This is a genomic window from Kitasatospora sp. NPDC018619 (genome assembly GCF_044391605.1).
Taxonomy (GTDB): Bacteria; Actinomycetota; Actinomycetes; order Streptomycetales; family Streptomycetaceae; genus Kitasatospora.
The window spans coordinates 110,659-122,283 of record NZ_JBISAI010000003.1 but is presented as its reverse complement, the minus strand read 5'-3'; the positions used below and the strand labels follow the sequence as shown (position 1 = coordinate 122,283).

Sequence of the window (11,625 nt, the reverse complement as noted above, 5' to 3'; positions counted from 1 at the left end):
GCCGAATATGCACAACAAATGGATCCCAAACGGCCACTTCGACCACACGGTGTAGCTGTCATTGCACAAAGCGTTATTCTCTCCTGGATGCACGTCACCACGCGTCCCGCTCGAACGGACGCGTCGGGGAGTGCTCTCCGCGCAGGCGGAGGTGATCCGTCCACAGTTCTGCCTCTGGGAGTCCCGTGTACCCACCCGTCCGGAACGACGCGCCTGCACCCTCCCGCCCGTCGTCCGTGCCCCTGCGCCCCCGCACCGGCCTCCGCGACCGGCCGACGGCCGAGCGGCAGATCTCCACCGGCCTCGCCCTGCTGCGCACCCTGCTCCGCAGCCAGCTCGCCGCCGCGCCCCGACTCGCCCTCGCCGGAGGATCGTTCGTCCAGCCCCAGGCCTCCGGACCGGCCCTGCGCACCACCGCCGCCGGCTCGGCCGGGACCGGCTCGCGCGGCCGCACCGGCAGCGCCGGCCGGGGCCGCACCCGGACCGCGCCCAGCCCCGGCTACGAGACCGAGCACAACCCGGTCATGGAGCTGGTCGAACGGGCCCAGGCCGGCGAGAGCGAGGCCTTCGGCCGGCTCTACGACCACTACGCGGACACCGTCTACCGGTACATCTACTACCGGGTCGGCAGCCGGGCCACCGCCGAGGACCTCACCAGCGAGACCTTCCTGCGCGCCCTGCGCCGGATCGGCACCTTCACCTGGCAGGGCCGGGACTTCGGGGCCTGGCTGGTCACCATCGCGCGCAACCTGGTCGCCGACCACTTCAAGTCCAGCCGCTTCCGGCTGGAGGTCACCACCGGCGAGATGCTCGACTCCAACGAGTGCGAGCGCAGCCCCGAGGAGTCGGTGCTGGAGTCGCTCTCCAACGCCGCCCTGCTGGAGGCGGTGCGCCGGCTCAACCCGCAGCAGCAGGAGTGCGTCACCCTGCGCTTCCTGCAAGGGCTCTCGGTGGCCGAGACGGCCCGGATCATGGGCAAGAACGAGGGCGCCATCAAGACCCTCCAGTACCGGGCCGTACGGACCCTGGCCCGGCTGCTCCCGCCCGACGCGCGATGAGCCGGGCCGAGGACGCCCCGGGTGCCATACGCCCCGGTCGGCCGTCACCGTTCGCGCCCGGCCGACACGTCAGGGTGAACGGTCGGTCCGATGATCTGCCGTGCGTAACCGACCGCCCGCACCGCTCGTTGGCCAGCGTGCAAGCCCCCACCAGGCATACGGTCAAGTCGAATTGCGGCCTATCACCCGATGGAGTGGCTATGGCCAGCCGGGGCAACCGTCCGGCAGGCCGGGGTGTCGACAACGACGAAGGGAGGTGTGGCCCGTGACGGCAAACGTGCTGGAGCACCGGCGGGCGAAGGCCTTCGCCGAGGCGCTGGAGGCCCACCAGGCGGAGCAACGCGCTACGGCCGACGCCGCACCGGACGGCGCCGCTGCCACCGGTGCCGGTACGGTCGCGATGGCCGGTCTGGTCGGGCTGACCGACGCACTCGGGGCGCTGCCCGGGCCGGTGCTGGACCGGGAGGTCCGTACGGTCCAACGCGCCCAGCTGATGGCCGCGTTCGAGCAGGCCTTCGCCGGCGGGGCGGGCACCGCGGTGCCCCGCCAGCGCCGCCACCGGGCGATCCGGACGGCGCCGCGCGGCCGGTGGAGCCGCCGGTTCGCGATCGGCGGGCTGGTCGCCGGGCTGGCCGTCGGCAGCCTGGCCGGCGCCGCCGCGGCCAGCTCCAACGCCGTCCCCGGGGACACGCTGTACGGCCTGAAGCGCGGGTTGGAAGGGCTCCGGCTCGACTTCGCGGGCTCCGACTCCGAACGCGGCGAGCTGCTCCTCGACAACGCCGCCACCCGGCTCGGCGAGGCCAAGACGCTGGTCGGCCGCTCCGGCCCGGCCGGTGCGCTCAGCCCCGCCACGGTCGACCAGGTCCGTCGCGCCCTGGACGACATGCACGCCGACGCCCTCCGGGGCCGCGAGCTGCTGCGCTCGGTCTACCGCAGCAACGGCTCGCTCGACCCGATGCGGGCGCTGGCCGGCTTCGCCCACGACGAGGACGGCCGGTGGAGCGAGCTCCAGGGCAGGCTGCCCGCCCAGCTCACCCGGCAGGCCGACCTGGTGAACCGGCTCTTCGACGACATAAGCGAGGACGTCGCGCCCCTGCGTCTGGTCCTGCCCGCCGCCCCGGGCGGCGGCACGGCCGGCGACGGAGCGGGCGGCGGTCCGTCCCACGCGAACGGCGGCTCCCCGGCCGGATCCCCGGCGGCCGGAGCCGGCGGCCCGGCCGGCACCGACCAGGCCCCGGGCGCCGGCGGCAACCGCCCCGGTGCCCCCGAGCACGCCCCGGCCCCCGGCTCCGGCGCCTCCGGCAGCGGCGGCAAGGGCGTCCTGCCGGACGCCCTGCCCAGCGGCGCCCCGGACGCCGTCAACGGCCTGGTCGGCGGGCTCACCAGCGGGCTCACCGGCGCCAAGCCCTCGCCGAGCGCCGACGCGGCCCCGCCGCAGGCGCCGCAGCAGGCCACCCCGAGCGCCCCGAACGCGGCCCAGCCGCAGGGTGTCGAGGTGCCCCCGCTGCTTCCGGACCTGCTGCCCGGGCTGCGCATCCTGGGCGGCTGACGGCAGGACGGCGGGGCCCGGCGGAGTGCGATATCCGCCGGGCCCCGCCGTCCCCCTGGTCACTCGGGCGCGCCGGAGCGCCCGGGGCGCCGGTCGGCGGAGCAGCCGGAGGAGGACGGTCAGAAGAACACCGAACGCCGCCGCACCAGCAGCTGGTACAGGGTGTGCTGGATGGTCTCGCGCACCTCGTCGGCCAGGTCGAAGACCAGCATCGGGTCGTCGGCGGCCTCCGCCGGGTAGGCGTCGGTGGCGATCGGCTCGCCGAAGCGGATCGTCCACCTGGTCGGCAGCGGCAGCACCCCGAGCGGCCCCAGCCAGGGGAAGGTCGGGGTGATCGGCACGTACGGCAGGCCCAGCAGCCGGGCCAGCGTCTTCACGTTGCCGATCATCGGGTAGGTCTCCTCGGCCCCGACGATCGAGCAGGGCACGATCGGCACCCTCGCCCGCAGCGCCGAGGAGACGAAGCCGCCGCGGCCGAACCGCTGGAGCTTGTAGCGCTCGGAGAACGGCTTGCCGATGCCCTTGAAGCCCTCCGGCCAGACCCCGACCACCTCGCCGCGCTCCAGCAGGGCCTGGGCGTCCTCGTTGCAGGCCAGGGTGTGGCCGGCCTTGCGGGCCAGCTCGTTGACGCCGGGCAGCACGAAGACCAGGTCGGCGGCGAGCATCCGCAGGTGCCGCCGGGCGGGGTGGTGGTCGTGGATGACGACCTGGGTCATCAGGGCGTCCAGCGGGATCGTCCCGGAGTGGTTGGCGACGATCAGCGCGCCGCCCTCGGCCGGGATGTGCTCCACGCCCTGGACGTCGATCCGGAAGTACTTCTCGGCCAGCGGGCGCAGCAGCGCGAGCAGCACCTCCTCGGTGAGCTCGCGGTCGAAGCCGAACTCGTCCACCTCGTAGTCGCCGGTCACCCGGCGGCGCAGGAAGGCCAGCCGCTCGGCGGCACGGCCCTCCCAGCCCTTGCCGAACAGCCTGGTCGCCGCGGGGCCGAGCGGCCCGGCCAGCGCCCCGCCGACGGCCTCGGCGAGCCGGTCGGCCAGATCCGGCCCCTGTGGCGAGCTCCAGCTGGGGGCGGACTCGATCGGGATGACCTTGGCCTCGCCCGGCGCGTTCTCGGCTGCGGCACTCATCGCGGGTTCAGCTCCTCGGTCGGCGGGGGCGGTTCGGTACGGCGGGGGGCGCGGGGCGTTCCGGGCCGAGCAGGGCGGCCAGCCGGTCGGCGACGGCGGCCAGCCTCTGCGGCGGCAGCAGGCCCGGCCCCACGGCGGCGGCGAAGTCGGCGAAGGCCTCCGGGGTGGTGAACGCCGGGCGGTAGCCGAAGGTGTCGCGCAGCCGCGCGGTGTCCACCACCCGGCCGTGGGTGAGCAGCCGCAGCTGCTCGGGCGCGACGTCCAGCAGCCGGGTCTGCCGGGCCAGGACGGCCGTCCAGCTGACGGCCGGCAGCAGCAGCGGCAGGGTCGGCCGGCCGAGCCGGCGGGCGCACTGGGAGAGCAGCATGACCCCCTCCCCCGCCACGTTGAAGGTCCCGGTGTTGACGGTGCCCGGCACGGGCTCGTCGGCGGCCCGGCAGAGCACCGCGACGGCGTCGTCCTCGTGCACGAACTGGAGCCGCGGGTCGTAGCCCAGGACGGTCGGCAGCACGGGCAGCGCGAAGTACTCGCTGAGCGGGGTGTCCGCGGCCGGGCCGACGATGTTGGCGAAGCGCAGCACCGTCACGGCGACGTCCGGGCGGCGCCGGGCGAAGCCGCGCACGTACCCCTCGACCTCCGCCGCGTCCTTGGCGAAGCCCCCGCCGGGCGGGTCCTTGGGCTGCATCCGCTCGCTGAACACCGCCGGGTCGCGGGGCGCGGAGCCGTAGACGCCGGTGGTGGACTTCACCACCAGCCGGCGCACGCCGGGGGCCTTCTGGCAGGCGCCGAGCAGCTGCATGGTGCCGATCACGTTGGACTCCTTCACCGCGGAGCGGTGGGTGGAGCCCAGGCCGGTGGCGCTGACGCTGAGGTGCACCACGGTGTCCACCCGGTGCTCGGCGAGCACCCGGGAGAGCGCCGGGCGGCGCAGGTCGAGCTGGTGGAAGCGGTAGGGGGCGGCCGGTCCGGCCGGCTCCTCGGACGGCAGCCGGGGCGGCTGCACGTCGACGCCGACCACCAGGTCCACGCCCGGCCGGCGGCGGACCTCGGCGACGAATCGGGCGCCGAGACGGCGCGCCACGCCGGTCACGAGCACGACCACGCCCACGGTGCTGCCCCCGCTTCCTCGGCCCGAGCGGCCTGCGTGCACCGTACCGCGCCGCCCCGCCGGGCCGTGAAACGACACCGCCCGCCCGGGCCGCGGGGGCCTGGGCGGGCGGTGGAACGCCTGGACCCCGCGAGGGCGGGGCCGATCGCTTTCTTCCTGCGCCGCTGTCCGCGAGTGCACGGACGGCGCCCGCGGAGGCGGAGCCGAGGCGCAGGAGAGGCGTTACTTCTTGTTGCGACGCTGGACTCGGGTCCGCTTCAGAAGCTTGCGGTGCTTCTTCTTGGCCATACGCTTGCGACGCTTCTTGATGACAGAGCCCACGGAACAACCCTCGCTCACTGAGACTCTCGCCCGTGAGAGACGGAGTCCATACGACTGACGTGAGGGCCTAGCCTACCGTCCATGCCGCGAAGGCCGTAATCGTGCTCCCCGGGACCGGGAAACCCGCGGGAAATCCCCGGCGAACGGGGGAGGGGCCACCGCTGCGGACCCCGCCCCCGCGCGCCGCCGCTACGCGCTCTCGAGCCGCACGTAGGACTCCTTGAGGTACTCGTGCACCGCCTGCTGGGGCACCCGGAAGGACCGTCCGACCCGGATGGCCGGCAGCTCTCCGCTGTGCACCAGCCGGTACACCGTCATCTTGGACACCCGCATGACCGCGGCGACCTCCGCCACGGTCAGGAAGACGACTTCCTGAAGGGGGCGCTCGACGGAACTCATGACCATCACCCGACCCTTACCCGTGTGCAAGGCACCGGCTTCCCCTCCGGTGACTCCACCGGCACACGTGTATCCCCAGAGTAGTTATGGGTGGTACCAGTGGGAAGAGGGGAAGTGCAGTCCTCGTACGGTGAGAGATAGGACGGTTGCAGTACGTGGCCGGTCGGCGGATGGCACCGCTCGGCGTACGCACGGCCCGGGCCGGGCGGGGCCGGGACGGCGGGTTCAGGCCAGCAGCCCGTGCTGGGGGAACACCGCCCGGCGGGTGGCGATGATGGCCTGATCGAGCCGGTCGGCCGGATCGTAACCCGAGTCGAAGTCGCGCCAGGCCGGGCGGGCGCCGTCGGTCATCCGCAGCGGGGCCGGGCGGCGGGTGCGGCGGTAGACCTCGGCGCGCCAGGACTCGGGGGTCTCGGTGGCCGGGTCGACGGGCCGGGCGGCGGCGGTGGCGACCAGGTGGGTCCAGGTCCGCGGGACGACGTCCACCACGGCGTAGCCGCCCCCGCCGGTGGCCACCCAGCGGCCGCCGGCGCAGCGGTGGGCGAGGTCGTGCAGCGCCTCGGCGATCAGCCGCTGGGCGTCCACGGTGACGGCGAGGTGGGCGAGCGGGTCCTCCAGGTGCGTGTCGGCGCCGTGCTGGGTGACCAGGACCTGCGGCCGGAACGCGTCGAGCAGTTCGGGCACCACGGCGTGGAAGGCCCGCAGCCAGCCCGCGTCGCCGGTGCCCGCGGGCAGCGGCAGGTTGGCCGCGGAGCCGGGGGCGTCCTCGCCGCCGGTCTCGACCGCCCAGCCGGTCTGCGGGAAGAGTGTGGCGGGGTGCTCGTGCAGCGAGACGGTGAGCACCCGGGGGTCGTTCCAGAAGGCCGCCTGGACGCCGTCGCCGTGGTGGACGTCCACGTCGACGTAGGCAACCCGCTCGGCGCCGAGTTCGAGCAGCCGGGCGATGGCCAGGGCCGGGTCGTTGTAGACGCAGAAGCCGGAGGCCCTGCCGGGCATCGCGTGGTGCAGCCCGCCGGTGAAGTTGACGGCGTGCGGGGCCTCGCCGCGCCAGACCGCCTCGGCGGCGGCCACCGACTGGCCGGCGATCAGCGCGGAGGCCGAGTGGATGGCCGGGAAGGACCAGTTGTCGTCGGTGCCGAGCCCGTGCACCGGGTCGGAGCGCTCGGGGTGGGCGGCGGCCGCGCGCACCGCCTCGACGTACTCCCGGGTGTGCACCAGCCGGAGGGTGGACTCGCCGGCGGCCGGCGCGGAGCGGACGGTCACCCTGGGGCCGCCGTCCAGGCCGAGCGCCTCGACCAGGCGCATGGTGAGGGCCAGCCGGGTCGGGTCCATCGGGTGGCCCGGGCCGAAGTCGTAGGCGGTGACGGCCTCGTCCCAGAAGAGGTGCAGGCCGCAGGGGGTATCACGCTCGGCTTCGGGCATGGCCTCCACCGTAGTGGGTGGCGGTGGCCGGGCCGCCGCCAGGGCGCGCCGGGGCGGTGCGGGAGGGGGCCCTCGGGCAGCGGGTGCGCGACGGGGGCGCGGCAGTTGTGGGGCTGCCGTGGAGGCCGGTGTCGAGGCGGTGCAGACAAAAGCCCTGTGGCTCCATATCCTCTCCGCCATGAAGCCATTCAGCGTGCAACGCCTTGGGGTAATTCTCGCTGCAATACTGGGTTTTGGCGTCTTCTTCGCCGCCCAGCCGGCCTCCGCCGCCGTCAGCGGCACCGCCTTCGCGGTCGACAAGTCGACGGCCAAGGCGGGAGACCAGCTGACCCTGACGCTGTCCCTCACCAACTCCGAGAACAGTGCCATCTACTTCGCCTACGAAGCCGTCCAGCCGACCTGGCCGGCCAACACGCAGGCCGGAGCGTTCACCGTCGTCAGCTGCACCGGTGACACCTCCGACTGCACGTTCAGCGGGAACAGCGCCAACTTCCACTTCAACGCGCCGATCGCGCCCGGCGCGACGAAGAGCGTCACGCTCACCGTCAAGATCACCGACGCTCCGACCTGGGGCACCGCCCCGTACACCCTCAACTGGGCGCCGTACGTCTACTACGAGTTCGGCCAGGTCGGCGGCACCACCACCGCCAAGGACCAGACCTGGACCTACGGGGTCCCCGAGCTCCAGACCGTGATCAGCTGACCCCCGTCCCGTCGACCGCCCCCGCCGTCACCCGACGGCGGGGGCCCGCGTCGGCACCGGGGCCGGGGCGAAGCGCTCGGCCAGCGGCAGGACGGCGAGCACCAGGAGCATCGGGGCGAGCAGCGCCCAGCGGTACGAGCTCGCGTCCGCGATCGCCCCGACCAGCGGCGAACCGACCAGGAATCCCACGTAGTTGAAGAGGTTGAGCCGGGCCACCGCGGCGTCCGAGTCGTCCGGCAGGAGCCGGCCGCCGGCCGCGAACACCTGCGGGATGATCGCGCAGATGCCGAAGCCCAGCAGGGTGAAGCCGGCGATGCCCGCCCAGGCGGCGGGCGCGGCCGCGGCCGCCGCGAAGCCGAGCGCGGCCAGCGCGGCACCGGTGCGGACCACCGGGACGGCACCGAAGCGCTGCACCGCGCGGTCGCCCAGGGCCCGGCCGAGCAGCATCGCCACCATGTAGCCGAGGTAGGAGAGCTTGGCGAGGTCCTCCCGGCTGCCCAGCCCGTCGGTGAGGTACTTGACGCTGTAGTTGGAGACCGAGGCGTCCGCGACGTACGCGAAGGCCATCGCCAGGCAGAGCGGCAGCAGCGGACGCCAGGGGACGGACCGGGCCGCGGCCTCGGCGGCCTCCCGGACGGCGTCCCCGAGCTCGGCCGGGCCGGCGAGGAAGGTGCCCGCCAGCAGCGCGAGCGGGGCGATCACCGCGGCGGCCGTGCCGAACAGCAGCGGCAGCCCGAGGCCGCCGTGCGAGCCGAGGCCCGCCAGGGCCGCGCCGAGGATGCCGCCGAGGCTGAACGCGGCATGGAACCCGATCATGATCGAGCGGCCGTAGCGGTGCTGGAGCCCCACCCCGAGCATGTTCATACTGGCGTCCAGCGCGCCCACCAGCAACCCGAACGCGCCGAGCGCCAGGGCGAGTTGCCACAGCCCGCCGCCCAGCCCGACGGCCGCCAGGCTCAGGCAGACGGCGGGCTGGACCACCCGCAGCACGGCCCGCGCACCGGTGCGCCTCACCAGTTTCTCGGAGGCGATCGAACCGACCCCGGCCAGCACCGGCACCGCGGCCAGGAAGACCGGCAGCAGTCCGTCGCCCAGCCCGTACCGGCGCTGGATCTCCGGGATGCAGGTGACCAGCAGGGCGAAGGTGGTGCCCTGGAGCAGGAAGCCGACGGCGAGCGCGGCCCGCCCGGCGCCCAGGCCGGGCGGGACCACGGGCCGGTTCACGGGCGGGGCGGCGCTCAAGCGGACCTCCAGACGACCTCGCTACCGACCGGTAGGCGATGTTGGCGAGAGCGTAGGGGGTGCGCCGGGTTTACGGGAGGGGTCGCGCAGCGGTCATTTGCCGCCCGAGGCCAGCTCCCGGGAGCGGTCCCGGGCCGCCTCCAGGGCGCCGAGCAGCGCCGCGCGTACGCCGTGGTTCTCCAGCTCGCGGATCGCCGCGATGGTGGTGCCGGCCGGGGAGGTGACCGCCTCGCGCAGCTTCACCGGGTGCTCGCCGGAGTCCCGCAGCATCACCGAGGCGCCGATCGCGGACTGCACGATCAGGTCGTGCGCCACCTGCCGGGGCAGCCCCAGCAGGATGCCGGCGTCGGTCATCGCCTCCACCAGGAAGTAGAAGTAGGCCGGCCCGGAGCCGGACAGCGCGGTGGCCGCGTCCTGCTGGGACTCGGGCAGCCGCAGCGCCTTGCCGACCGAGCTGAAGATCTCCTCGGCGCGTACCAGGTGCTCCTCGCCCGCGTGCGAGCCGGCCGAGATGACGCTCATCCCCTCGTCCACCAGGACCGGGGTGTTGGGCATCACCCGGACCACCGGGGTGCCCGCCGCCAGCCGCTCCTCGAACCAGGCGGTCGGCACGCCGGCCGCGGCCGAGATCACCAGCCGGTCCGCGCCGACGTGCGGGGCCAGCTCCTCCAGCAGGGTGCCCATGTCCTGCGGCTTGACCGCGAGGATCAGGGTGTCGGCGAGCTTGGCGGCCTCGGTGTTGGAGACGGCCACCACGCCGTAGCGGGCCGCGAGTTCGACCGCGCGCTCGGGCCGGCGGGCGGTCACCAGGACGTCGGCCGGGTCCTTGCCGGCCCGCAGCAGGCCGGAGAGCAGGGCCTCGCCGATCTTGCCGGTGCCCAGGAAGGCGATCTTCTGTCCGTGCGCTGCGCTGCTGCCCATGGTCCGCTCCTTGCCTCGGTACTGCGGCCATCCTCGCACCGCCCGGCGGCCCGCGCGGGGAGCGTCCGCTCCGTGGTCGCCGCCGGGCCGGGCGGCGCCGGACGGACGGCCGGGGCCACCGCCGGGCGGGGGGCGCAGGACGGACGGCCGGGCGGCCCCTAGGAGAAATCTCGGGGGTTTCCCCTATGGCCTCCGGCGCTCCGGCGGGCGCACCGTGGAGCCATGGCACACGACGAAATGTCCCGACGTGAGAACCGGCAACTCGCCGTCGCCTCGGCGACCGTGGGACCGTGGCGGACCGCCGCAGGGGTCGGTGCGGTGGTGGGTGCGACGGCTCTGGGAATCGAGGCGATCTCCGGTGACTGGTCGCTGGGCATGCTGGCCTCACCGGCCGGCTGGGGGCTGTTCTTCTTCTTCCTGGTCGGCACCGTCGGCGGCCAGCTGCGGCGGGACGCCACCGACCGGCGGCTGCGCCGCTGGGCGAACGAGCACCCCTGGCAGTCGGCGCTCCCGGCCGCCGGCGGGCTGCTGGCGCTGAACACGCTGGCCCAGCTGTTCCTCGGCGACGAGGGCCTGCTCGGCGCGTTCTTCCTCTCGCTGCTGCCGGCCGGCCTGCTGCTGGCGGTCGCCGGGGTGGTCGGCTCGGTCAAGCAGGCCCGCGGCAAGGGCTGAGCGGGCCCGGCGCCCGCAGCGGGACGGCGGGCCCGGGCGGCATGCCGAATAGCGGCCGCGGAACGCCCAACCCGCTTCCTCCGCTTACGCGTTCACCACTCCGTGTGCCCCCGGCCGACGGACCGTCACACCCCGTCGGCATACTGGCGCGATGCCTACAGCCGAAGACCCGGAGCCGCGCCCCGAGCCGCGCCCCGAAACGAGCGGGAAGGACCCGTTCGCGGACCTCGTCCTGGACGAGGAGTTCATCAGGGGCGCCACCGTCAAGGAGCCGAGCGGGCGCACCCGCATGCTTTCCGCCCGGTGGAAGCACACCCCGCCGGTCGACCCGGGCGGCCGGCGCTCGGTCAACGACGGCCCGGCGCCCGGGCGCCGGTTCGGCCGCAAGCCCGCGGCCCCGGCACTCGACGCGTGGGGCCACCCGCGGTCGCACCGCCGGCCGGGCCGGCTCGTGCCGGTCTGCGTCCTGCTGGTCGTGGTGGTGCTGCTCGCGGCGCTGAACGTCGACGGGCTGAAGCACTGGTACTCCGCCCGCTTCGGCTCCGCCCCCGACCACCCGGCGCCGGCCGCTCCGGTGGCGACCGTCGGCCCGGAGACCGCCCGCCCGACCACCCCGCCGCCGACGGCCCCCGGCGAACAGCCGACCGTCGCCCATCCCTCGAAGGGCTCCCCCACCGAGGGCCGGCCGAGCGGCGCCGCCGGGATCGAGCTGCCCGCCGCACGGGCCGTCGGGGTGTTCGACGAGCACCGGGTCGCGGCCCGGCTGAAGCTGGCCAAGGACGTCCTGGTCTCCGCGAACCTCGACCGTGAGGTGACCGCCGGAAGCCGGCCCGAGCGGCGCCAACCCTGATGGACCGCGACGCGCAGGCGACGGCGGCCCGGGCGCTCGCCACCCCGACCGACGAGCTCCGGCCGACCTCGTGGTTCTCCCGCTTCGACCGGCGCGACGCCGTCCCGGTCGGCGCGTGGTCAAGGTCCAGGGCCGGATGAGGCTCGCCGGCGGCGGCGAGCGCGGGGTGGTGGTCCACACCGACCACACCTTCGGCTATGCGCTGCGGCCCGGGCCCGAGGCCGGGAGGCCCGCCGCCGCGCCGCCGGGCGCG

13 protein-coding genes are annotated in these 11,625 nt (G+C 74.8%); 6 read left to right on the top strand and 7 right to left on the bottom strand.

The window, feature by feature from the left end:
- Nucleotides 1-236 precede the first annotated feature (236 nt).
- Together ACH5AR_RS05510 and ACH5AR_RS05505 are read left to right on the top strand one after the other, a co-directional pair.
- On the top strand, nucleotides 237-1,058 hold the full coding sequence (locus ACH5AR_RS05510) for an ECF subfamily RNA polymerase sigma factor, BldN family (protein ID WP_396300084.1): 822 nt from the start codon (nucleotides 237-239) through the stop codon (nucleotides 1,056-1,058).
- Nucleotides 1,059-1,323: 265 nt separating this feature from the next.
- Nucleotides 1,324-2,607 carry a DUF5667 domain-containing protein gene (locus ACH5AR_RS05505; RefSeq protein WP_396300083.1) on the top strand — a complete coding sequence of 428 codons (1,284 nt, stop codon included), beginning with the start codon at nucleotides 1,324-1,326 and terminating at the stop codon, nucleotides 2,605-2,607.
- A 119-nt stretch (nucleotides 2,608-2,726) separates the two neighbouring features.
- Here the strand turns inward: ACH5AR_RS05505 and ACH5AR_RS05500 are convergent, their stop codons facing one another.
- The 5 genes from ACH5AR_RS05500 to ACH5AR_RS05480 all read right to left on the bottom strand — a co-directional run bounded on the left by ACH5AR_RS05500 (nucleotide 2,727) and on the right by ACH5AR_RS05480 (nucleotide 6,984).
- The gene (locus ACH5AR_RS05500; protein ID WP_396300082.1) at nucleotides 2,727-3,734 is read right to left on the bottom strand and encodes a lysophospholipid acyltransferase family protein; all 1,008 of its coding nucleotides are present in this window, start codon (nucleotides 3,732-3,734) and stop codon (nucleotides 2,727-2,729) included.
- Between the two features lie 7 nt (nucleotides 3,735-3,741).
- The gene (locus tag ACH5AR_RS05495; RefSeq protein WP_396300081.1) at nucleotides 3,742-4,842 is read right to left on the bottom strand and encodes an NAD-dependent epimerase/dehydratase family protein; all 1,101 of its coding nucleotides are present in this window, start codon (nucleotides 4,840-4,842) and stop codon (nucleotides 3,742-3,744) included.
- A 222-nt stretch (nucleotides 4,843-5,064) separates the two neighbouring features.
- Entirely contained in the window at nucleotides 5,065-5,163 is a 99-nt protein-coding gene (locus ACH5AR_RS05490) for a 30S ribosomal protein bS22 (RefSeq protein ID WP_003948845.1), read from the bottom strand.
- 189 nt (nucleotides 5,164-5,352) lie between these two features.
- Entirely contained in the window at nucleotides 5,353-5,562 is a 210-nt protein-coding gene (locus ACH5AR_RS05485; RefSeq protein ID WP_045699258.1) for a helix-turn-helix domain-containing protein, read from the bottom strand.
- Nucleotides 5,563-5,787: 225 nt separating this feature from the next.
- The gene (locus tag ACH5AR_RS05480) at nucleotides 5,788-6,984 is read right to left on the bottom strand and encodes an acetoin utilization protein AcuC (RefSeq protein WP_396300080.1); all 1,197 of its coding nucleotides are present in this window, start codon (nucleotides 6,982-6,984) and stop codon (nucleotides 5,788-5,790) included.
- Nucleotides 6,985-7,162: 178 nt separating this feature from the next.
- Here ACH5AR_RS05480 and ACH5AR_RS05475 point away from each other — a divergent pair, with 178 nt between their 5' ends.
- Nucleotides 7,163-7,687 carry a hypothetical protein gene (locus ACH5AR_RS05475; RefSeq protein WP_396300079.1) on the top strand — a complete coding sequence of 175 codons (525 nt, stop codon included), beginning with the start codon at nucleotides 7,163-7,165 and terminating at the stop codon, nucleotides 7,685-7,687.
- A 27-nt stretch (nucleotides 7,688-7,714) separates the two neighbouring features.
- Here ACH5AR_RS05475 and ACH5AR_RS05470 read toward each other — a convergent pair whose 3' ends face one another.
- Nucleotides 7,715-8,929, bottom strand: coding sequence for an MFS transporter (locus ACH5AR_RS05470; protein WP_396300078.1), 1,215 nt, complete (start codon nucleotides 8,927-8,929; stop codon nucleotides 7,715-7,717).
- Between the two features lie 93 nt (nucleotides 8,930-9,022).
- Nucleotides 9,023-9,850 (bottom strand): pyrroline-5-carboxylate reductase, encoded by an 828-nt coding sequence (proC, locus tag ACH5AR_RS05465; RefSeq protein WP_396300077.1) that lies wholly within the window; start codon nucleotides 9,848-9,850, stop codon nucleotides 9,023-9,025.
- A gap of 222 nt (nucleotides 9,851-10,072) precedes the next feature.
- Here proC and ACH5AR_RS05460 point away from each other — a divergent pair, with 222 nt between their 5' ends.
- From ACH5AR_RS05460 to ACH5AR_RS05450, 3 genes are all read left to right on the top strand, one after another.
- Complete coding sequence (locus tag ACH5AR_RS05460) at nucleotides 10,073-10,522, top strand: hypothetical protein (RefSeq protein WP_396300076.1); 450 nt, start codon at nucleotides 10,073-10,075, stop codon at nucleotides 10,520-10,522.
- Nucleotides 10,523-10,673: 151 nt separating this feature from the next.
- Entirely contained in the window at nucleotides 10,674-11,372 is a 699-nt protein-coding gene (locus ACH5AR_RS05455; RefSeq protein ID WP_396300075.1) for a hypothetical protein, read from the top strand.
- Nucleotides 11,372-11,512, top strand: coding sequence for a hypothetical protein (locus ACH5AR_RS05450; protein ID WP_396300074.1), 141 nt, complete (start codon nucleotides 11,372-11,374; stop codon nucleotides 11,510-11,512). The genes ACH5AR_RS05455 and ACH5AR_RS05450 overlap by 1 nt, the downstream gene beginning before the upstream one ends.
- Nucleotides 11,513-11,625 lie beyond the last annotated feature (113 nt).